At 68.5% G+C, this 21,914-nt stretch carries 20 protein-coding genes and 1 pseudogene; 6 read left to right on the top strand and 15 right to left on the bottom strand.

The genetic code is table 11. The features are described 5' to 3' along the window. Positions 1 to 39: 39 nt before the first annotated feature. The 14 genes and pseudogenes from trmD to LEL84_RS00785 all read right to left on the bottom strand — a co-directional run. Complete coding sequence (gene trmD / locus LEL84_RS00850) at positions 40 to 759, bottom strand: tRNA (guanosine(37)-N1)-methyltransferase TrmD (RefSeq protein ID WP_058250080.1); 720 nt, start codon at positions 757 to 759, stop codon at positions 40 to 42. Further along, positions 759 to 1,292, bottom strand: a complete 534-nt coding sequence (gene rimM, locus LEL84_RS00845; RefSeq protein ID WP_065628991.1) for a ribosome maturation factor RimM — start codon at positions 1,290 to 1,292, stop codon at positions 759 to 761. Before rimM ends, trmD begins: the two co-directional genes overlap by 1 nt. A gap of 26 nt (positions 1,293 to 1,318) precedes the next feature. Further along, complete coding sequence (locus LEL84_RS00840; RefSeq protein WP_004572301.1) at positions 1,319 to 1,561, bottom strand: RNA-binding protein; 243 nt, start codon at positions 1,559 to 1,561, stop codon at positions 1,319 to 1,321. After that, a complete protein-coding gene (gene rpsP, locus LEL84_RS00835; RefSeq protein ID WP_058250078.1) occupies positions 1,558 to 1,995 on the bottom strand; it encodes a 30S ribosomal protein S16 in 438 nt (145 codons plus the stop codon). The genes LEL84_RS00840 and rpsP overlap by 4 nt, the downstream gene beginning before the upstream one ends. Before the next feature lie 457 nt (positions 1,996 to 2,452). Beyond that, positions 2,453 to 3,523: an amidohydrolase family protein gene (locus LEL84_RS00830; protein WP_226514211.1), complete on the bottom strand. Its 1,071-nt coding sequence runs from the start codon at positions 3,521 to 3,523 to the stop codon at positions 2,453 to 2,455. 26 nt (positions 3,524 to 3,549) lie between these two features. Then, complete coding sequence (gene ffh, locus LEL84_RS00825) at positions 3,550 to 5,115, bottom strand: signal recognition particle protein (protein WP_068972354.1); 1,566 nt, start codon at positions 5,113 to 5,115, stop codon at positions 3,550 to 3,552. A 38-nt stretch (positions 5,116 to 5,153) separates the two neighbouring features. Further along, on the bottom strand, positions 5,154 to 7,694 hold the full coding sequence (locus tag LEL84_RS00820) for a [protein-PII] uridylyltransferase (protein ID WP_226513079.1): 2,541 nt from the start codon (positions 7,692 to 7,694) through the stop codon (positions 5,154 to 5,156). 113 nt (positions 7,695 to 7,807) lie between these two features. Then, positions 7,808 to 8,146: a P-II family nitrogen regulator gene (locus tag LEL84_RS00815; RefSeq protein WP_004572306.1), complete on the bottom strand. Its 339-nt coding sequence runs from the start codon at positions 8,144 to 8,146 to the stop codon at positions 7,808 to 7,810. Positions 8,147 to 8,196: 50 nt separating this feature from the next. Continuing rightward, positions 8,197 to 9,549, bottom strand: coding sequence for an ammonium transporter (locus tag LEL84_RS00810; RefSeq protein WP_189340149.1), 1,353 nt, complete (start codon positions 9,547 to 9,549; stop codon positions 8,197 to 8,199). 231 nt (positions 9,550 to 9,780) lie between these two features. Beyond that, positions 9,781 to 11,352 carry a signal recognition particle-docking protein FtsY gene (gene ftsY / locus LEL84_RS00805; protein WP_068972343.1) on the bottom strand — a complete coding sequence of 524 codons (1,572 nt, stop codon included), beginning with the start codon at positions 11,350 to 11,352 and terminating at the stop codon, positions 9,781 to 9,783. Then, positions 11,349 to 14,957: a chromosome segregation protein SMC gene (smc, locus tag LEL84_RS00800; protein WP_226513078.1), complete on the bottom strand. Its 3,609-nt coding sequence runs from the start codon at positions 14,955 to 14,957 to the stop codon at positions 11,349 to 11,351. Before smc ends, ftsY begins: the two co-directional genes overlap by 4 nt. 43 nt (positions 14,958 to 15,000) lie before the next feature. After that, entirely contained in the window at positions 15,001 to 15,291 is a 291-nt protein-coding gene (locus tag LEL84_RS00795; protein WP_137809334.1) for an acylphosphatase, read from the bottom strand. A 4-nt stretch (positions 15,292 to 15,295) separates the two neighbouring features. Beyond that, a complete protein-coding gene (locus LEL84_RS00790) occupies positions 15,296 to 15,754 on the bottom strand; it encodes an OsmC family protein (protein ID WP_058250071.1) in 459 nt (152 codons plus the stop codon). A 106-nt stretch (positions 15,755 to 15,860) separates the two neighbouring features. After that, positions 15,861 to 16,013: pseudogene (locus LEL84_RS00785) on the bottom strand (zinc finger domain-containing protein); the annotation flags it as partial. Between the two features lie 40 nt (positions 16,014 to 16,053). On the opposite strand from LEL84_RS00785, the gene LEL84_RS00780 reads away from it, so the two are divergent. The 6 genes from LEL84_RS00780 (at position 16,054) to LEL84_RS00755 (ending at position 20,540) form a co-directional block, all read left to right on the top strand. Then, positions 16,054 to 17,466 carry a recombinase family protein gene (locus LEL84_RS00780; protein ID WP_226513077.1) on the top strand — a complete coding sequence of 471 codons (1,413 nt, stop codon included), beginning with the start codon at positions 16,054 to 16,056 and terminating at the stop codon, positions 17,464 to 17,466. A 432-nt stretch (positions 17,467 to 17,898) separates the two neighbouring features. After that, positions 17,899 to 18,276, top strand: a complete 378-nt coding sequence (locus LEL84_RS00775; RefSeq protein ID WP_226513076.1) for a helix-turn-helix domain-containing protein — start codon at positions 17,899 to 17,901, stop codon at positions 18,274 to 18,276. After that, entirely contained in the window at positions 18,273 to 18,509 is a 237-nt protein-coding gene (locus LEL84_RS00770) for a hypothetical protein (protein ID WP_226513075.1), read from the top strand. The genes LEL84_RS00775 and LEL84_RS00770 overlap by 4 nt, the downstream gene beginning before the upstream one ends. After that, entirely contained in the window at positions 18,509 to 19,471 is a 963-nt protein-coding gene (locus LEL84_RS00765; protein ID WP_226513074.1) for a replication initiation protein, read from the top strand. The genes LEL84_RS00770 and LEL84_RS00765 overlap by 1 nt, the downstream gene beginning before the upstream one ends. A gap of 47 nt (positions 19,472 to 19,518) precedes the next feature. Next, a complete protein-coding gene (locus tag LEL84_RS24875) occupies positions 19,519 to 19,713 on the top strand; it encodes a helix-turn-helix domain-containing protein (protein WP_413466963.1) in 195 nt (64 codons plus the stop codon). Between the two features lie 680 nt (positions 19,714 to 20,393). Further along, entirely contained in the window at positions 20,394 to 20,540 is a 147-nt protein-coding gene (locus LEL84_RS00755; RefSeq protein WP_226513073.1) for a hypothetical protein, read from the top strand. Positions 20,541 to 21,400: 860 nt separating this feature from the next. Here the strand turns inward: LEL84_RS00755 and LEL84_RS00750 are convergent. Further along, on the bottom strand, positions 21,401 to 21,865 hold the full coding sequence (locus LEL84_RS00750) for a prevent-host-death protein (RefSeq protein ID WP_226513072.1): 465 nt from the start codon (positions 21,863 to 21,865) through the stop codon (positions 21,401 to 21,403). Positions 21,866 to 21,914: the final 49 nt, after the last annotated feature.

Genomic DNA, 21,914 nt, shown 5'->3' with positions numbered 1-21,914 from the left:
TCTGCTGGACCCCCGTCCGAGTCGAACCTCTGCCGAATCCTAGTCGGTATCGCCCGGATGGTCCGCGGAGGAGTCCACAGGGTCCGGGAGGAGATCAGGCCGGCGCGCGCGCGTCCGCTCGAGGGCCTGTTCGGTACGCCAGCGTGCCACCTTCGCATGGTCGCCACTGAGGAGTACGGGCGGGACGTCCAGACCGCGCCAGGACACCGGCCGCGTGTAACTCGGACCTTCGAGCAGCCCGTCGGAGAACGAATCCTCCTGATGCGAGCGGGGATTGCCGAGTACGCCGTCGAGCAGCCGGACGGTCGCCTCGATCATGGCCATGACCGCGACCTCTCCCCCGATGAGGACGAAGTCGCCGAGGGAGACCTCTTCGACGCGCACCCGTCGGGCCGCGTCGTCGAAGACACGCTGGTCGATACCCTCATACCGGCCGCAGGCGAACACCAGATGCGGCTCGGTGCTCCAGCGACGCGCGGTCTCCTGGGTGAACGGCACACCGGCGGGGGTCGGCACGATCAGCAGCGCGTCGTCGGGGCACACCTCATCGAGGCACGGCCCCCAGACGTCGGGTTTCATCACCATGCCGGGCCCGCCGCCGTACGGCGAGTCGTCCACGCTGCGATGGACGTCGTGCGTCCAGTTGCGTAGGTCGTGGACCGCCACGCTGATCCGTCCGGCGTCGATCGCCTTGCCCAGCAAAGCAACTCGGAGCGGATCGAGGTACTCGGGGAAGATCGACACGACGTCGAGACGCATCACGGCGCCTCGTCGAGCGAATCCGGATCCAGCAGCCCCTCCGGGGGGTCGATCACGATCAGCTCGCGACCGACGCTCGGCACGATCTCGCGCACGAACGGCACCAGCACCTCACGGTCGTCGGTGGTGCGTACCGACAGCAACTCGCCGCCGGGCAGATGCAGGACCGATTCGACGACGCCGACCGCGGAGCCGTCGGTGAGTTGTACGGGCACGCCCTCGAGTTCGTGGTCGTAGAACTCGTCCGGGTCGTCGGAAGGCTCCACCTGCGAACTGTCGATGAGGAACAGGGTGCCGCGCAGGGCGTCGGCGGAATCCCGGTCCGCGATGCCGGCCAGGGACACCAACAGCCGCCCGGAATGATCCCGGGCGGCTGTGACGGTGAAATCCCGTTCCCCGGCACCGCGCGGCAGACGGCCACGCAGCACCGAGTTCGGGGCGAAACGCATCTCGGGCTCGTCGGTGCGGACGTCCACGACGACCTCACCACGGATTCCGTGTGACTTGACCACACGGCCTACGACGAGATCCACGATGCGCTCGGTGTTCGGGTTCGCGGTCAGCGGTCGGTGTCGACGATGTCGACGCGCATCCCGCGGCCGCCGATCCCGGAGACCAGGGTGCGCAGCGCGGTGGCGGTACGACCGTTGCGACCGATCACCTTGCCGAGGTCGTCGGGGTTCACGTGAACCTCGACGAGCCGGCCGCGACGGCCGGTGACGAGGTCGACCCGGACGTCATCGGGGTTGGAGACGATTCCGCGGACCAGGTGCTCGACCGCGTCGGCGACGACTGCGCTCACGCGTCACCCTCGGCGGCGGGAGCCTCGGCAGCCTCGTCGTCCTTCTTGGCGGCCTTCTTCTTGGGGGTGGTCGCGGCGGCGACCGGCTCGTTGTCGGCGGCGGCGAGCGCGGCGTTGAACAGGTCGAGCTTCGACGGCTTGGGCTCGGCGGTCTTCAGGGTGCCCTCGGCGCCCGGCAGGCCCTTGAACTTCTGCCAGTCACCGGTCACCTTGAGGATCGCGGCCACGGGCTCGGTCGGCTGCGCACCGACGCCCAGCCAGTACTGCGCGCGCTCGGAGTCGACCTCGATCAGCGAGGGCTCTTCCTTGGGGTGGTACTTGCCGATGGTCTCGATGACCCGGCCGTTGCGGCGGGTGCGGGCGTCGGCGACGACGATGCGGTACTGCGGGTTGCGGATCTTGCCGAGCCGCGTGAGCTTGATCTTGACAGCCATGTCTACATCTCTTTCGTGTGGTCACTGCGCAATTCAGCAATCCGCCCGGAGTGGCGGACCCGGTTTTGCGTCTGTAGTGGTGTGACCGTCGGGCGGCCGTGACCGGATCCGACGAACCAGCGAATCATTGTGCCAGACCGGGCGGTGAGTACCGAATCCGGTGATCGGCCTGCAGAAGGAACAGCCGATGGACCGGCATGTGGTCACCCACCCCGCGAGGACGACCACATGCCGAACGTCACTTCCGTCACTCTGTCGGTGTCGGCTCATCCGCGTCCTGATGCGCGACACCGCCGGAGCCTCCCTCGACCCCCGGCTCCGACGGGCCCGCGCTCTCGGATCCGGGCCGCGGATCCGAGGTGGACTGATCCGGTTCGTCCTGGCCGAACCGTTGCAACGCCGTTGCTACGTTACGCGGCGGTAAGGAAGGCAACCAGCCACTACCGTGTGGCTTTGCTCACACGAGGTGGCGACCAGACGAGACCACTGCCACCGGGTGTCGCAACGTGCCCAGGTCGTCGCACGGGTTGTCCGCGTACACGACGAAGTCGGCGCGGTGCCCGTCCTCCAGGAGGTCGGCGCCCAGCCAGGCGCGCGCATTCGTCGACGCCGCCGCGATCGCACCCGCCGGGCCCAGGCCCACGTCCGAGAGCGCCTCGATCTCGTCGACCATGCGTCCGTGCTCGACGAATCCGCCCGCGTCGGTCCCGGCGAAGATCTGGACACCGGCCTCACGCGCGGCGGCGAACACCGCCGGGGCGCCCGCATGCAGGGCGCGCATGTGCGCGGCGTAGGTCGGGAAGCGTTCGGCTCCGTCGGCGATCCCGGGAAAGTTCTCGACCTGGATCATGGTGGGCACCAACGCGATCGAGCGGTCGACGAGCTGGTCGACTAGATTGGGAGTCAGCCCGGTGCCATGCTCGATGCAATCGACACCGGCCCCGATCAGGTCGACGAGAGCATCGGTTCCGAAGACATGGGCGGTGATCCGGGCGCCGTGCTCGTGCGCCACCGCCACCGCCGCCTCTATCTGTGCACGGGTCCACAACGGGGCCAGGTCGCCGACCTCGCGGTCGATCCAGTCGCCCACGATCTTCACCCAGCCGTCGCCGGCCTGCGCCTGCCGGGCCACCTCGGCCGCGAGTTCGTCCGGATCGTCGAGGTCGACGCCGTAGTCGCGCAGATACCGCTTGGGCCGGGCGATGTGCTTGCCCGAGCGGATGAAGCGCGGGCAAGCGGGGTCGTCGTCGAGTGGGTGCGTGTCGAGCGGCGACCCGACCTCGCGGATCAGCAGGGTGCCTGCGCGCGCATCGGCGTAGGCGTACCCACGGGCCTGCTCGATGTCGACCCCGAGGCCCGGCGCGATCCCCACATGATTGTGGGCGTCGACGAGGCCCGGCAGAATCCAGCCACCGTCGACTGCCGTCTCGGCGTCGGGAACCGCGGTGAGGCTGATGGTGTCGTCGGACACCCAGAACTCGACCGGTTCGGACGTGAGCGGATCGGTGCCCCGGTAGTGGCGGGCCATTGCACCCTGTTCCGGGCCACCCACCGTCATTTCTTCTTCTTGGGCTGCTGGAACTGCGACACGTCGATGCCCTCGAGACCCGGGGGCAGCTGATCGAGACCGGCCGGCATGTTCGACAGGTCCGGGAACCCGGCCGGCATGCCTCCGGGCATACCCGGGAAGCCGCCGCGCGCCGCCTTCGGCGGGGTGGGGCCGCGGCTCTTGCCCTTCTTGCCCTTCTTGCCCTTGCGGTTGGACTTGCGGTTCATCGCGCCCATGCCCATGCGACCCGACATCTGCGCCATCATCTTGCGGGCCTCGAAGAACCGGTCGACGAGCTGGTTGACCTCGCTGACGGTCACACCCGACCCGTTGGCGATCCGGATCCGGCGTGAGGCGTTGATGATCTTCGGGTTGTCGCGCTCGGCGGGGGTCATGCCGCGGATGATCGCCTGCACGCGGTCGAGCTGCTTGTCGTCGACCTGCGACAGCACGTCCTTCATCTGGCCGGCGCCGGGCAACATCCCCAGGATGTTGCCGATGGGACCCATCTTGCGGATCATCAGCATCTGCTCGAGGAAGTCCTCGAGGGTCAGCTCGCCCTGGGTGATCTTGGCGGCCGCGGCCTCGGCCTGCTGCGCATCCCAGTGCTGTTCGGCCTGCTCGATGAGCGACAACACGTCGCCCATGCCGAGGATGCGGCTGGCCATGCGGTCGGGATGGAAGACGTCGAAGTCCTCGAGCTTCTCGCCCGAGGACGCGAACATGATCGGTTGGCCGGTCACCTCGCGTACCGACAACGCCGCACCGCCGCGCGCATCGCCGTCGAGCTTGGTCAGCACGACGCCGGTGAAGCCCACACCCTCCTGGAAGGCCTCGGCGGTGGTGACGGCGTCCTGACCGATCATCGCGTCGACGACGAACAGCACCTCGTCGGGCGAGGTGGCGTCGCGGATGTCGGAGGCCTGCTTCATCAGTTCGGCGTCGATGCCGAGCCGGCCGGCGGTGTCGATGACCACCACGTCGTAGTGCTTGCTCCGCGCCTCGTCGACACCGGCCTGCGCGACCGAGACCGGATCGCCCGAGGTCACACCGAGCACACCCTCGCCGCCGACGCTCGTGCCCGGATGCGGCGCGAAGACCGGTACGCCGGCGCGCTCGCCGACGATCTGCAGCTGTGAGACCGCGCCCGGACGCTGCAGGTCACAGGCGACGAGCAGCGGGGTGTGACCCTGCTGCTTGAGCCAGTTGCCCAGCTTTCCGGCGAGTGTCGTCTTACCGGCACCCTGGAGACCGGCCAACATGATGACGGTCGGGGGGTTCTTGGCGAACCGCACCCGCCGCGTCTCCCCGCCGAGGATTCCGATGAGTTCCTCGTTGACGATCTTGACGACCGTCTGCGCCGGGTTGAGTGCCGCGGAGACCTCGGCACCCTTGGCGCGCTCCTTGATCCGGGCGATGAAGGACCGGACCACCGCGAGCGAGACGTCCGCCTCGAGCAGGGCGAGCCGGATCTCGCGGCAGGTGCGGTCGATGTCGGCGTCGGACAGCCGCCCCTTGCCACGCAGATCCTTCAGAGCACCGGTCAACCGGTCGGAGAGGGAATCGAACATGGGTCCCATCCTTCCATGCGGGTCCCGGGACGAAACATCTAGGAGATCGGCACTCCGGACCGTCCCGTCCCGCCATAGGACTGCGGTCCGTCGCCGTCCTCCTCGCGCGCCGGCTGCGGCGGCGGGCAGACCGCGACGACGGCCTCGGCCAGCTTTGCCCGTGCGTCCTCGGTGTCGGTCGCCAGCCGCAGGCCGAAGATGTCGACCCCGGTGGCGCCCAGGGTCGCCACCTTGGCCCACCGGATGTCGGCGCCGTGGCGTTCCAGGACCGCACTGACCCGGCTGAGCAGGCCGATCCGGTCGTCCGAGCGGACCTCCAGCACCGCCTCACCCACCGGGGCGTCCAGCCACGTCACCCGCGGTGGCGCCACGGCGAAGAGCGCGGGTACCGCGTTCTTCGGATGCCCGGCCCCGTCGACCTCGGGATCGGTGCTCCCGGCGCTGGCGCCGATGGTCACCACGGTGCCGGGAATCGTGGTGACGGTGCCGATCGTCGGAATCGGCGAGTCCCGCTCGCGCGCGTCGAGCCGCGCGAGGACATCGATCTTGCCGTCGACGGCCGCGATCAGCTGCTGGCGCAACAGGCCGGCATCGGGCGGACTGCCGAACATCGGGACGACCAGGAACGAGTTGATCGCCTTCCCGTCGGCGCTCTGGGCACACGCCGAGTGGGACCGCAACCCGCCCAGGGCGAGGACCCCGGCCATCTTCGACAGCAGGCCGGGTTGATCAGGCGCCACCATGGTGACGCGGTACGTGTGTTGCCCGTCGGCCCGGACGAGCCGGACCGCGTAGTCCCCTTCCGCCGCCGTGGCCAGGTCCTCGGCCGTCAGCGGCTCGGGCGCGCTCGGCTCTTCGCCGTCGATGAGTCGCATCGACCGGCGGACGAGGTCGTGGATGAGCGAGGCCTTCCACTCCCCCCACACCCCCGGCCCGGTGGCCAGCGAATCCGCTTCGGCAAGTGCGGCAAGCAGTTCCAACAGCACCCGGTTGTGTCCCAGGGTGTCGGCGACCGACTCGGCGGTGGCCGGGTCGTCGAGGTCCCGGCGGGTGGCGACCTGCGGCAGCAGCAGGTGGTGTCGCACCATGTCGGCGAGGATCGCCACATCCTGCGGCCAGAGACCGAACCGGTTGCCGACCTGAACCGCCAGATCAGCGCCGACGATGCTGTGGTCGGCACCCCGACCCTTGCCGAGGTCGTGGATCAACGCACCGAGGACGAGCAGGTCGGGCCGGGACACCCGGGTGGTCATCGCACTCGCGTACGCCGCGGTTTCCACGAGATGCCGGTCGACGGTCCAGGTGTGGATGGCATCGCGCGGCGGGAGGTCGCGCACCGCACCCCATTCCGGCAGGAGCCGGCCCCACAGGCCGGTGCGGTCGAGCGCCTCGATCGGGTCGACCATGTGATGTCCCGAACTGAGCAGGACCAGCAGGTCGCTGAGTGCTTCGGCCGGCCACGGCTCACGCAGTTCCGGCGCGTAATCGGCCAGCCGGCTCAGCGTCGACGCGCTGATCGGGAGGCCGGTTCGGGCCGACGCGGCGGCGACCCGCAGGATGAGTCCCGGGTCTTTGCTCGGAATCGCGTTGCGCGCCAACACGATCTCCCCGCTGTGCTCGACGACGCCCTCGTCGAGCGGACGGCGCAGCGGCGAACGCCGCAGCTTGGCCAGACCGCGACGCGGCAGGGCGTTGCCCGCGGTCCGCAGGCCGACGTCGATGGAGTAGCTGATGGTGCGGGCCGAGTCGCTGATGACGCGGGCGAGATCGAACCGGTCCCCGATCCGGAGGGCCGCCCCGATCTCGTCGGCGTCCTGGGCCTGCACGTGCTCGCGGGGACGCCCGGCGATGCGGTGCAGTTCGGTACGGATGTCGAGGAGCCGCGTGTAGGCGACCTGCGGTCCGGCACCGGGCGAATCGGGTCGTAAGCTCGCCATCCCGCTGGTGAGCTGGGCGATCGCCAGCGCCCCCAGGAGCTGGACGTCACGCAGGCCGCCCCGGCCGCTCTTGAGGTCGGGTTCGGCGCGATGTGCGATGTCGCCGGCTCGCCGCCAGCGGTCCTGCGCGTGCGTGACCACCTCGGGGAACCGATTGCGGATGTCGTTGCGCCACTGCTGGCGGACCCCGCCGATCAGCAACGTGGACAGATCCTCGTCGCCGGCTATGTGGCGCGCCTCGAGGAGGCCGAGGGCCGCGGTGACGTCGTCGCCGGCGACCTGCAGCGCCTGCGGCACCGTCCGCACACTGTGGTCGAGCGGGATGTTGGCGTCCCACAACGGGTACCAGAGTCCGTCGGCGACCTCGGACACCCGCTCGGCGGGCATGTCGTCGTGCAGCAGGATCAGATCGAGGTCCGAATACGGGAGCATCTCACCGCGACCGAGTCCGCCCACGGCGACGATCGCGAACCCGCTGTGCGGCTTGATGCCGAGTTCGGCGCCCTTGCTGGTCAGCCAGAATTCGTGCAGGTCGACGAGCACCTGGCGCAGTGCCGGTGCGTCGAGTTTTCCCGATCGGCCGGATTCGGTGAGTTGCCGTCGGGTCTTGGCCAGGTCTGCGGCGCTTACGACTGCCTCCAAAGTGTTTGGGAGAGAAGGGAACAAGAGGTGTGGAACTCCGACGGCCCCGCGCCCGACTGGTCGTCGGGCACGGGGCCGTTCACCGGGATTTCGTCGACGCCTCGGCGGGCTCGCTACAGTGCGTCGCCACCGCGCTCGCCGGTTCGGACGCGAACCACGGACTCGACCGGCGAGACCCACACCTTGCCGTCACCGATCTTGCCGGTCCGGGCGGCCTCGACGATCACGTCGACGACCTTGTCCACGGCGGCGTCGTCCACCACGACCTCGACGCGGACCTTGGGTACGAAGTCGACCGAGTACTCGGCGCCGCGATAGACCTCGGTGTGACCCTTCTGGCGGCCGTAGCCCTGGACCTCACTCACGGTCATGCCCAGGATGCCGGCCTGCTCCAACCCGGCTTTGACATCCTCGAGCGTGAACGGCTTGACGATTGCAGTGATCAGCTTCATTAGTTATCCCTCTCCACAGGATTCAGCGTAGTAGCGAATGGCTTCGAGCGTCATGCCAGCTCATAGGCCGTCTCGGCGTGTTCTGCCTCGTCGATGCCGCTCTTCTCGTCCTCGTCGCTGACGCGCCAACCCAGCGGCTTGAGCACCAGGGCGATGATCGCGGTGAGAACACCGGTGAACACGAGGGCGAACAAGGCGATCACGACCTGGACCACCAGCTGCTTGTAATCGCCACCCCAGAAGAGGCCCACGTCCTCGCCGATCAGGCCGATGGCCACCGTGCCCCAGAGGCCGGCGACGAGGTGGACACCGACGACGTCGAGCGAGTCGTCGTAGCCGAACTTGTTCTTCAGGCCGATCGCGACGGCGGCGAGAGCACCCGCGATGACACCGAGGATGAGCGAGCCGACCGGGGTCAGCGAACCACACGCGGGGGTGATGGCGACCAGACCGGCGACCACACCCGAGGCGGCGCCGACGCTGGTGGCGTGCTTGTCGCGGATGAGTTCCACCGCGAGCCAGCCGAGGATCGCCGCGGCGGTGGCAGCGGTGGTGTTGACCCACACCTGACCGGCGAGCAGATCGGCGCCCAGCTCGGAACCGACGTTGAACCCGAACCAGCCGAACCAGAGGAGTGCTGCGCCCAGCATCACGAACGGGATGTTGTGCGGACGGTAGGCGGTGCGGCCGAAGCCGACGCGCTTGCCGATGATGAGGACCAGGACCAGCGCCGCGATACCGGCGTTGATGTGCACGACCGTGCCGCCGGCGAAGTCGATCGGCGCGACGTTGGCCGCACCTTCCTCGTCGGTCCCGAACATCTTGGCCGCCAGACCGTCCTCACCGCCGCCGAGGAGGCCGCCGCCACCGACGAGCCCGCCCCAGACCATGTGGGACAGCGGGAAGTACACGATCGTCGCCCACAGGACGGTGAAGACCATCCAGGTGGAGAACTTGACGCGTTCGGCGAGCGCACCGCTGATGAGGGCGACGGTGATGACCGCGAAGGTCAGCTGGAACCCCATGAAGACGATCGCCGGGATGGTCAGGCCGCCGGTGACGTACATCTCGGTGTCGCCCTCGCCGATGGTGCTCATCAGCTGGTCGGACCCGAAGAGCGCGAACGGGTTCGCGAAGATGCCGCCGATGTCGCTGCTGCCGGTGATCCCGTCGCTGAACGACATCGAGAAGCCCCACAGCACGTACACGACGCTGATCGACGCGAGTGCTCCGAAGGACATCATCATCATGTTCAGGACGGACTTGCCTCGCGCCAACCCCCCGTAGAAGAACGCGAGGCCTGGGGTCATCAGCAACACGAGCGCGGCCGACACGAGCATGAATGCCGTGTTACCCGTGTCGATCGGGCCAAACGATTCGTTTGGCAACTGAGCCAACTCCACTACGAAACCTCCTCAGGATGCGCCGACGGCTCGGCGCCTCCAAAGAGATTGTCGGCAGTCGGTTTCGGCCGTGGTGCCCTGACGTTTCGGGCGCGTAACCCCCTGGGCGGTTTGTATTTCGCCCATGTAACATCCCAGTTCGGCTCTGAGCTGTCTCTCAGACTCCGCGGCCGATGTCTGACCCGACATTTCCGATCACAGATCCCGACTTCACGGCAGCGTCCGCCGGCGTCAGAGGAGGGCGTCGACGAATGCGTCCGGTTCGAAGGGCGCGAGGTCGTCCGCGCCCTCCCCCAGTCCGACGAGCTTGACCGGCACGCCGAGTTCCTTCTGGACGTGGAACACGATGCCGCCCTTGGCGGTGCCGTCCAGCTTGGTCAGCACCACGCCGGTGATGTTGACGACCTCGGCGAACACCCGGGCCTGCATCAGGCCGTTCTGTCCGACGGTCGCGTCGAGCACCAGCAGTACCTCGTCGACCGGCGCCTTCTTCTCCACGACGCGCTTGACCTTGCCCAGCTCGTCCATCAGGCCGGTCTTGGTGTGCAGCCGGCCGGCGGTGTCGATCATGACCACGTCGACGCCGCTCTCGATGCCCCGGTCGACGGCGTCGAATGCGACGGCGGCGGGATCGGCCTGTTCCTTGCCGCGCACGATCTCGGCGCCGACCCGCTCGCCCCACGTCTGCAGCTGGTCGGCGGCGGCCGCGCGGAACGTGTCCGCCGCGCCGAGCAGGACACGACGCCCGTCGGCGACCAGGACGCGTGCCAGCTTGCCGGTCGTGGTGGTCTTGCCGGTGCCGTTGACGCCGACGACTAGGACGACGGCGGGACGGCCCGCGTGTGGCAGCGCCCGGATCGACCGGTCGAGCGTCGGGTCGAGCTGCTCGACCAGGACCCGCTTGAGCAACGCCCGGGCCTCACCCGCGGTGCGGACCGGGTTGGCCGCGAGCTCGGTGCGCAGGGTCTCGACGACGGTGGCCGTCGTGGACGCACCAAGATCGGCCATCACCAGCGTGTCCTCGATCTCCTCCCAGCTGTCCTCGTCGAGATCGCCGGCGCCCAGCAGGCCCAGCACACCCTTGCCGATCGCGCCCTGTGACCGGGACAGCCGGCCGCGCAGCCGACCGATCCGGCCCGCCGTCGGCGCGATCTCGTCCAGCGGCGGCGCGGTGGTCGCCTCCGCGACATCGTCGGGTACCCGGGTCCCGGGCTCGGTCGTTGCCGGCTCGGTCGTTGCCGGCTCGGCGGTGGCCGGTTCGGGTTCGGTGACCTCGGGTGCGGCGGTTGCGGCTGTGGCGGACGCGGGCTCGGCCACGTCCGGCTTCGCCGTCTCGGGCTCGACGGTTTCGGGGCGGGCGGTGGCAGGTTCTGCGGTCTCGGGTTCGGTGGTGTCCGGCTCGGGCAGCGACACCTCGGTGACGCCGCGCCGGATCGAATCCCGCGGCACCGCGGAGTCGTCACCGACGCCCGGCTGACCGTCGACATCGGTGCGCTCTCCGGGCGGCCGGATCACCTCGGGTGCCGGCGTCGCAGACTCCGGAGCCGGGGGTTCCGGCCTCCGTCGCGGCGGTTCCGCGAGGGCGGTGTCACCCGCGGCCTCCCCGCGACTGAAGCTGAACCCCGATCCGGCCTGGTAGCCCCCGGACCGGTCGACCTGGCGGGTCGTCCCGTCGACGATCTCCGGTTGCCGCTCGTCGGTCAGCGAGATGCGCCGGCGGCGCGACAGCACCAGCCCCAGCACGATCAGCGCGATCACGACGAGCACCGCAACGACGATGCCGATGATGATTCCGGTGTTCACTGGCTGGTGTCCTCCTGTTGACCGACGGGCATGTTCACTCCGCGCATGCGTTGCGAGATGACCGTCGTGATGCCGTCGCCGCGCATGCTGACTCCGTAAAGCGCATCCGCGACCTCCATCGTGGGCTTCTGGTGGGTGATGACGATGAGCTGCGACTTCTCCCGCAATTGGGCGAACAACGTGATCAGTCGCCGCAGGTTGGTGTCGTCGAGCGCGGCCTCGACCTCGTCCATGACGTAGAACGGCGACGGGCGGGCGCGGAAGATCGCCACCAGCATCGCGACCGCGGTCAGCGACTTCTCCCCGCCCGAGAGCAGCGAGAGCCTCTTGACCTTCTTACCGGGCGGACGCGCCTCGACCTCGATGCCCGTCGTGAGCATGTCGCCGGGTTCGGTCAGGACGAGCCGGCCCTCGCCGCCGGGGAACAAGGTCTGGAAGACCTGGCCGAACTCGCGTTCCACGTCGGCGTACGCCTCGGTGAACACCTGCAGAATCCGGGCGTCGACCTCTTCCACGACGTCGAGGAGGTCCTTGCGGGCCGCCTTGACGTCCTCGAGCTGCGACGACAGGAAGTTGTATCGCTCTTCGAGAGCGGCGAACTCCTCGAGCGCCAGCGGGTTCACCTTGCCGAGCGTGTTGAGATCCTTCTGTGCCTTCTTGGCGCGGGCCTCTTGTGTAGCCCGGTTGTAGGGCATCGGGGCCGGTGCGACGACCTGCTCGCCGCGTTCCCGGGCCTGCTCGTACTCGGCCATCTCCAGCGCCGACGGGGGCATCGGCACGTCGGGACCGTATTCGGCGATCAGATCGTCGGGCGCCATCGCGAAGGTCTCGAGGACCTGCTCTTCGAGCTGTTCGATCCGCAGCGCGACCTGGGCCCGCGCCACCTCGTCGCGGTGGACGGTGTCGCGCAGCGAATTGAGGGTGGTCGTCAGTTCGCCCGCCCGGGCCCGGAGCGCGTCGAGGGTCGCGGTGCGGGCGGTCCGGATCTCCTCGAGTTCGTCGCGCCCGGCCTGCGCCGAGGCCACGGCCGCGGCGAGACGCTCACTGACCTGTGCACCGGCGCGTTCGACGGCTGCCGCCACGCCCGCGGCCTGGCGTCGGATCTCGTCCTGCCGACGAGCCCGCTCGCGTGCCTCGCGCTCGCGCTGTGCGGCCCGCCGCAGCGAGTCCGCCTTGCCCCGGACGGATGCCAGGCGTTCCTCGGCTGTCCGCAGGGTCAGGCGCGCCTCCATCTCGGCGCTGCGTGCCACGCCGACGGCGGTCGCGGCGTTCGCGCGGTCGGTGTCGTCGGCGGACATCTCGGTCCCCACCTCGGACTCATCGCGGGCGAGACGCAATCGCTCGGTGAGTTCCTGCAGGTTCTCGAGGGTTTCCTCGCGACCCTTCTCGAGCAGGTTGCGCTGTCGGGTCAGCTTGTCGGCCTCGGCACGCGAGGCTCTGATCTCCTGGCCCAGCCGGGCCATCTGCTCATAAGCGGCGCCGACGCCGGCGTCGGACTCGTGCAGCGCCGCGAGCGCCTCCTCGGCCGCCTCCCGCCGATCGTGCTGCTCGGTGAGCGCACCGGCGAGCGCCGCCTCGAGTTCTTCGACGCGCCTGCGGGTCGAGGCGAGTTCGGCGGTCGCCGCATCGATCGCCGACTGGACCTCCAGCGTGGAGGGGCGGCGTGACGAACCGCCCTCGACCGACGCCGCCGAGATGCGGTCGCCGGCGGGCGTCACCGCGCGCACCCCGAGACGGCGGGCGAGTTCGAGCCCCTGCGCAGGGTCGTCGACGATGACGGTGTCGGCCAGGACGGTGTCGATCGCACCGCGGATCTCCGGCCGGGTGTCGACCACCGAGGCCGCCCACCTCGCCCCGTCGGGCAGCGCCACGTCGGTCGATCGGTCCGGGCCGGTGAGTCCGCCGCAGATCAGCGCGGCCCGTCCCCCGTCGCCCGACTTCAGGGCCGCCAGCGCCCGCACCGCGGCGATCCCGTCCACGGTGACGATGCCGTCCACGGCGGGTCCGAGCGCCCCGGCGATGGCCGTCTCGAAACCCGCTTCGACCGTGACCAGCTCCGACATCGGTCCGAGCAGGCCGTCGGGCGCGTTCTCCAGGAGCCATGCGCCGCCGTCGCCCCGCTCGAGTCCCATGGCGAGTGCGTCCACCCGGGCCGACAAGGAGGCGATGGCGTGCTCGGCGTCGCGGTGTGCGGCCTGCAGGGTGGCCACGCGCTCGTTGGACAGGTTCAGCGCGGCCACGCATCGTTCGTGGTGTTCGTCGAGCGCCTGTTCGGCGGCTTCCAGCTGTGCCAGCTCGCTTGCCGCCGAATCCTGTTGCGTGACTGCGACTTCGGCGCGTTCGGTGGCGGCCGAGATGGCCGCGGTGAGGCGTTGCGCCTCGGCGTCGACCGACTCCGAGCGCGTCCGCAGGTTGTCCACCTGCCCTTCGAGGCGCGCCAGACCCTCGCGACGGTCGGCGATGGCGCGGACAGCCGCGAGGTGAGCCGCCTCCGCGGCCTCCGCGATCGACTCGCGTTCGCCGAGCACCTCGCGGGCGCTCTCGAGCTGTTCGGCGGCGATCTCGACACCCTCGGTCAGCTCGGCTTCGAGTTCGGCGGCCTCGAGGGCCTGCTCGTCGAGCTCCTCCGGGTCGGGCCCGGACGCCTCGCTCGACGGCTCGCTGAGGTACCGGCTGCGTTCGGCGGCCACCCGGCGGGTCGCGTCGACGCGCTCGGCGAGCGCCGACAACCGGAACCAGGCGCGGTTGGCCGCGGCCGCGGCGGGCGTGATCTCGGCGAGATGCTGTTCGTGTTCGGCCACTTCCGCGTTCGCACGATCGAGCTCGGCGGCCACCTCGTCCTGCCGACGCCGGACCTCGTCCTCGACGGCGGCGTGTTCGGCCATCTCGGCGCGGCGGGTGACGAGGTCGTCGGCGGCCAGACGCAACCGGGCGTCGCGGAGATCGGCCTGGACGGTCTGGGCCCGGCGGGCGACCTCGGCCTGGCGTCCCAGCGGTTTGAGCTGGCGACGGAGTTCGGCCGTCAGATCGTTCAGACGCGCCAGGTTGGCCTGCATCGCGTCGAGCTTGCGGACCGCTTTTTCCTTGCGCTTGCGGTGTTTGAGGACCCCGGCCGCCTCTTCGATGAACGCGCGGCGGTCCTCGGGCCGGGACTCGAGGATCGCCGACAACCGTCCCTGGCCGACGATCACGTGCATCTCGCGACCGATACCGGAGTCCGACAGCAGCTCCTGCACGTCCATGAGGCGACAGGAACTGCCGTTGATCTCGTACTCGCCGGCGCCGTCGCGGAACATCCGGCGCGTGATGGACACCTCGGAGTACTCGATCGGCAGCGCACCGTCGGCGTTGTCGATGGTGAGGGTGACCTCGGCGCGGCCCAGCGGAGGACGGCCCGAGGTGCCGGCGAAGATGACGTCCTGCATCTTCCCGCCGCGCAGTGCTTTGGCGCCCTGCTCGCCCATCACCCAGGTCAGGGCGTCGACGACGTTCGACTTACCGGAGCCGTTGGGACCGACGACGCACGTGATACCCGGCTCGAAGCGCAGGGTCGTCGCCGAGGCGAACGACTTGAAGCCCTTCAGGGTCAGGCTTTTGAGGTGCACGACGGTACAGACTACTCACCATCGCGACGTGTTTCGGCTCTCCTCACCGTTCGACGAAGCCGTCGAGGTCCCCGCGCGGTTCATCCACACGCTCGACCACCAGGTCCACCCGTCCGGGCGTGGTTCCCGACCGGAGCGCGTCGAGCAGGGCGAGGGCCTTGTCCCGTGGCCCCTCGGCAACGACCAGCACCCGGCCGTCGGCCTGGTTCGACGCGTAGCCGACAAGCCCGAGTTCGAGAGCACGCGCTCTGGTCCACCACCGGAAGCCCACGCCCTGCACGTGCCCGTGCACGTGCGCGGTGAGCCGGACGCGGTCGGTGCCGTCCTCGCTCATGCGGTCACTCCGTCTCGATCCGCAGATCCACCTCGGCGCCGGCCTTCACCGTGCGCCCGACCGTGCACACCGCGTCGATGGCGCGTTCGACGACGACGAGCAACCGGGCCGCGGCGTCGGGCTCGAGTTCGGACAGGTCGATCTCGAGGATCTCCTCGATGCGCGGGTACACCTCGTTCTCGCGGTCGGCGTCGCCGCTGACGCGGATCGTCGCGTCGTAGTCGTCACCGAGGCGTCGCGCCAGCGGCCGGTCCGACGACATGCCGGTGCAGGCGGCCAGCGCGATCTTGAGCAGCTCACCCGGGGTGAAGACGCCCTCGACGTCCTGCGAGCCGATCAGCACCTCCGCGCCGCGCGAGCTGCGACCGGTGTACCGGCGCGTGCCGGTTCGCTCGACCCACAGATCGGTGTGGGCCTGGTCGGCGGGAACCCCGGACGCGGGGGCAGTTGCTTCGGTGGTCATCGAAGACGGGTCCTCTCAAGATGTTGTCGGCCGGCGCCGCTGGCATCGCGACCAATAGTAAGAGCCCCGGCACGTCGATTGTTCCCGGCGCGGCTCCGCCTGCGCGTCAGCCCGGGTTCGCCTTCGGCGGCCGCTGGCATCGCGGACACGAGAACGAGCCACGGTTCATGAACTGCTCGCGGCGCATGATCGCGCCGCACCGGCGACACGGCTCCCCCGCCCGTCCGTAGGCGTTGAGGGACCGCTCGAAGTAGCCCGACTATAGCAGTATGTGACATTCATATTGATACTCTGCCGCCATGACGATCGCAGCGGTCTATCTCCGCGTTTCGAAGTCGGATGAGCAGGACGACGAGTCGCTCACCATCGAGACTCAGAGGCGGCGCATCGCTGCGCTGTGCGAAGCCCGGGGCTGGACGTACGGGCCGGAGTACCTGGATGAGGGCGTGAGCGCGACGAAATCCCGCGGCACGTCGACGAGGTGGTCAGAGATGCTGTCGCACGTCGGCACCGGACGGTTCGACGTCATCGTGGCCCGCGACCTCGACCGGCTGCTGCGCACCCTGCAGGACCTCGTAAAGCTGATCGACCTCGGCGCCAAGGTCGCCACCGTGGACGGCGAGATCGACCTCACCACCGCCGACGGCGAGTTCAGGGCGACGATGCTGGCCGCGGTGGCACGGTTCGAGATTCGGCGGAAGTCCGAACGATCGGTGCACGCCAACGAGACCAGGAGACGCAGGGGCCTGCCCATCGTGCGGGCGAAGATCCTGGGGTACGACGACGACGGCGTGACCCAGATCGATGACGAGGCCGCCGCGGTCCGCGGCGCGTTCGAGGACTTCGTGATGGGCAAGCGGATCACGCACGTCGCGCGCGACCTAGCCGCGGCGGGGTTCACCACCTCGCGGAACCGGGAGTGGAGTAACGAGAACATTCGGGCGCTCCTACGGAACGCGAAATATAAGGGTGTGCTGACGAAGTGGGGGTCTGACGAGGAGTACTCCGGCGACTTTGAGGCGATCGTGCCCGTCGACCTTTGGGAGGCTGCGCAGGCGAAGCTGGACGACCCCGATCGCAAGCGCGCGTGGGGAACTCAGCCGCAGTACCTGCTGAGCGGGATCGCACTCTGCGGCAAGTGCGACGACGGGAAGACCAAGCTCTACACGAGCTACTACCAGCGGTCTCCGTACACGGGCAAAGACGGCATGTACCGCGAGTTCGAGCCGCGACGGATCTACAAGTGCCTGACGCACCAACACCTTTCGCGCGGCGCCGAGGACGTCGAGCAGTTCGTCGAGGCGGTGGTGATTGGACGCCTTAGCGCGCAGGACGCGCGCGAGGCACTCGCTCCGCGGGACGACGGCCTCGATCGGGACGCGCTGAGGTTCGAGCGACGGACGCTGCAGACCCGATTCGACGGGCTGGCCGCTCTCGCGGCCGACGGGGTTCTGCCGCTAGACCAGGTGCGCGAGCAGTCCGCACGACTGCGGTCGCGCCTCGCCGAGATCGACGGGGTCCTCGCACCGTCCACACTGTCGCCGGTCACGGCGATGCTGGACGCCGACGACGTGGCAATGGCCTGGAGCGCGATGGACATAGCACAGCGGCGTGCGATCGTGCAGGCACTGCTGACGGTGACGATCCTCCCAGCGAAGCGCGGAGCGAAGGGATTCGACCCCGCCCTCGTGTGCGTGGCTTGGCGGTCGTAGCTGAAGGCGTTTCGCAAGTTGGGCGCAGCTGAGCGCAGAATGGCAGGTCAGGCGGTTATGGGCTAGAGTGGCCAGCGTAGTCATAGAGCGTGATCACACGACGATTGACGCGTCCTGGCGCGGTGAAAGTGCTTGCAGCACTGACGAACTGGCGGCGCCCGCCGACCGTGAGGTTGGCGGTGTGTACTAGGCCCGGGACACGCGGTGCGCCCCGGCACCCGCGTAAAAGCGGTCCAGCGTGATGATTGAGTGATCTGGCGTCGGTGAAAGTGCTTACAGCACTGACGAACCGGCGGCGGCGGCCCGGCCGTGAGGCCCGCCGGCGCACTAGGCCCGGATCACGTGGTGTTCCCAGACGGACACCACGTAAGCACGACGAACGGCCCCGGTGGGGACGTGATCGCTCCTCATCCGAGGAGTCCCGTCGTGCCCATGTCCGCGTCCGTAGAGCCGACAGACGCTGTCGCCGATACCGATACCCGCATCACCCCACCTGACGACCCTTTTCGCTGGCTTTGGCTCTCCGAAGCCGCCGCCGAACACTACGGTGCCAGGTCTACTCTCCGCCGCCACATCGCCGAAGGCCGACTGGCAACAGCCCAGAAGATCGGTCGGTCGTGGCGCGTCCGTAAGTACGACCTCGACAGCCTCATCGTCGAGCGTGCGGCCGAACCCAGCTGTGAGGACGTCGAGGCCGCAGTGGCGCGCATCGTCGCGTCAGCGCCTCCACTCACCGACGCACAGATCCGGACACTGAGCGCCGCGTTCGTCGACCAGCTTAAGCAGCGGCAGACGGTCGGTGCCAAATGAGCGCATACCTGTCGTCGCCTCGATGTGGCAACAACGTCCGGGCATACCGGGACCACGGCCGCGTCGGCTCGGGTTTCGGCGCCTGGTCAGGTGGCGAAAAGGCTGCGGTAGCCGTGCTGCTCGGCGACAACGGTCTACTGCGCGAGCTTGGCTGGGCGTCGGCCGCCGCGGCGTGCGCAGCGTACGGCTGGCCGCACCCGTTGTACATCGACTACGCGGTTGTCGATGCCTGATGACCGCACACGACAACCCCGGAGTCACCGACTCCGGGGCCACCAGAGTCGGCGGCGGCCACTCCCGCGATGATGCCTGGACAGGCGATTTCCGGCAGTTGTGGCTGCCACTGTGGCCACTCGCATCAGACGACCTCCTCGAGGGCGTCTACCGGCAGTCCCGGACGTCCGCTCTCGGCCGCCGCTACATCGAGGCCAACCCGCAGGCGATGTCAAACCTGCTCGTCGTCGACATCGACCACCCCGATGCCGCGCTGCGCGCACTTAGCGCGCAAGGCTCGCACCCCATGCCGAACGCGATCGTGTCCAACCGTGCCAACGGACACGCACATGCGGTCTGGGCGCTCGCCGAGCCGGTCACCCGCACCGAGTACGCACGGCGCAAGCCGCTGGCGTACGCCGCCGCGGTAAACGAGGCGCTGCGCCGCGCCGTCGACGGCGACAAGGGTTACAGCGGGCTCATCACCAAGAACCCGGTACACGAGCATTGGGACACTGAGTGGCTCCACGCTGAGCTGCGATCGCTGCCACACCTGGCCGACGAACTCGGCACCCGGATGCCGCCGGCGAAGTGGCGCCAGCAGAAGCGCTACCGCGACAGTCCGACCCCACTGGGTCGCAACTGCATGATCTTCGATTCGGCGCGGCATTGGGCGTATCGAGAGGCCCGATACTACGTAGGCACCCGAGACGTGGCCGGCCTCGGCCGCGCGATCACCAGAGAGGTCGCCAGTCGCAACGCGGCAATCCCGATCACCGACACGTGCCCCGGCCCGATGCCGCCATCTGAGGCCCGTGCGATCGCCGCAAGCATCCACCGCTGGATCGTGACCCGCTCGCGCATCTGGGCCGACGGCGCGGCCGTCTACGAAGCCACCTTCTCGACGATTCAGGCCGCGCGAGGCCGTAAGAGCGGTCGGGCCCGACGTGCAGGATCGCCTATCCAGGAGGTCCTAAATTGATCGCCTACCACGACCGGATTTCTCGGGGCGGAAGAACTGCCCGCGACGTGGCGGAGCAGGCCGGCCTATCCCTCCGCCAGGTGCAGAGATGGACGTCAGAGCCACGTACGACATACCTGGCAGGGGTCCAGGCGCGACGCCAGAAGATCCGTGCTCTGCGGGCCGAAGGTCTATCGATGCGTCAAATTGCCGCCGAACTCGGATGCTCAGTCGGTACCGTTCACCAGGCACTGACCGAGTGACGAGTCGACCGCGTCGCGTCTGACTTGGTTCGGGTCGTACCTTGAACACCTGGGCGGGATCCGACACCCGGTTCCGGACCCAGCGTGGCTGGGGTACGACGAAACATCTGACTTGGTTCGGGTCGTACCTTGAACACCTGGGCGGGATCCGACACCCGGTTCCGGACCCAGCGTGGCTGGGGTACGACGAAACATCTGACTTGGTTCGGGTCGTACCTTGAACACCTGGGCGGGATCCGACACCCGGTTCCGGACCCAGCGTGGCTGGGGTACGACGAAACATCTGACTTGGTTCGGGTCGTACCTTGAACACCTGGGCGGGATCCGACACCCGGTTCCGGACCCAGCGTGGCTGGGGTACGACGAAACATCTGACTTGGTTCGGGTCGTACCTTGAACACCTGGGCGGGATCCGACACCCGGTTCCGGACCCAGCGTGGCTGGGGTACGACGAAACATCTGACTTGGTTCGGGTCGTACCTTGAACACCTGGGCGGGATCCGACACCCGGTTCCGGACCCAGCGTGGCTGGGGTACGACGAAACATCTGACTTGGTTCGGGTCGTACCTTGAACACCTGGGCGGGATCCGACACCCGGTTCCGGACCCAGCGTGGCTGGGGTACGGCGCGTGGGAGTCGGCATAGATTGAGTAAGCAATGACCAACCGAATCGGAGTCGATGCAGCGTCGACCGCGGCCTCGCGTCGCCGCGGCCGCGGCCCGCGCCGCCATCGAGATCCGCGAGTACGACGGCCGCGATGTCCCGGAATGGCTCCGCGCAGCCGCACGGCTGACTGACCCGCCGCAGAACCGGCACGTGCCGTGACGACGACCCAAGACGCTGGACGAGCTGGTGGGACAAGATCACCTGACCAGGCCGGGACCTGGTCAGCATGAGTCTGCGCAGTCAGATCGATCGACTCGCCAGAAGAGTGGGCGCGAGCGACGAAGTCTGCCGCCGAGCGCTCAGTGCGTATCGCCAGGCGACTGGGGAGGCCTGCTGATCCAGCCGCCGACGAACTCACGGAAGCGACGCTGGAGGAACTCGCCGAACGGCGCCGCCAAAAGAAGCGGACACAGCAAGCGTACGAGCACCGTGAATCTGATTCCGATCCGAATCGCGCGGATGACCGTGCAGAAGCATCCAATGCGGTGTATGACGACTCGGACAGCGGCGGACGATAGATCTCTTCAGGACAACGCCGGCCAGGGTTCTCTGAGACCGCTACCAGGCATACGAGGCGATGCTGCTCATCGGCGAATGTCACAGGCGCCTCTACCATCTGCTACCCAGCTGCGGGTTCTTGGTCTCGGCGGCCACCCAGTGTCGCGCCGGGAGCTACTTTGTCTCATTCGGATGACTGGTATGCACCTGCTCCAGGAATACTGTGCGGCCTTCCACGTAGAACCAGATGCGAGCGTCGCCCTTGATTGTCGGCTTGTGCTGCCAGCGATTGTGGGTCTGCCCGTTACGGGTCACTCGTGCGAGATCTCCGCGCAGCGCGTAGTTCGTTGAAGTCTCCTGTGTCGGCGTGCGTGTGAGGAAGTCCCAGGTGTCAGCGAGTGGGCCACGAATCGTCGCCGCGAGGTCCCTCCACCCTCTCTTGGCGCCGGCCGATGCGTACCGGATCACATACTCGGACTTTTTCGTCGGTCGAGGGACAGTGTCGTCTTGTTTCGCCACGACTACGGACGCTCGACGACTGCGGCGTCGCTGTCGTCATCGAGCCATTCGACATCATCCCCGCCGAGGCCAGCCGCGAGAGCGGTTGCGGTCTCACGCCAAGCATTCACCTCTGCGAGTACGCGGTGCGGCTGGTCAGTGGAGAAGGAGGCACGCGCGGCGTCCACAAGGTTCTGCGCGCAGTTCTCCCGATCCTGCTCGGAGAGCGCGAGCATCCACGGGAATGGCTTGGACATCCGCTCGGCGAGGGGCCCGTCGTCATCTACTGCCACGCCAATCAGCTGTGCCGCGAACTCCAGCATGCGGTTGCGTCCCTCGGCTTCACGCCGAGACATCAGCACGAGGTCCTCGCCGTCGCGCCGAGTGACCGTAACCGGGTGGTCTTCAGCCTCAGCGAAGACCTCGGCGGGGTGCTTGCTCAAGTCCGAGGAGCGACGCGTCGTGGTACGGAACGCTGTGGTGGTCATGCAGCCAGCATATTCGGAACGTGTTCGGAAGTCCACACCCCAACGCCCT

Source organism: Gordonia sp. WA4-43 (assembly GCF_020520305.1).
Taxonomy (GTDB): Bacteria; Actinomycetota; Actinomycetes; order Mycobacteriales; family Mycobacteriaceae; genus Gordonia; species Gordonia hongkongensis.
The sequence above is the reverse complement of the archived record's forward strand: the minus strand, read 5'-3'. Positions and strand labels throughout refer to the sequence as shown.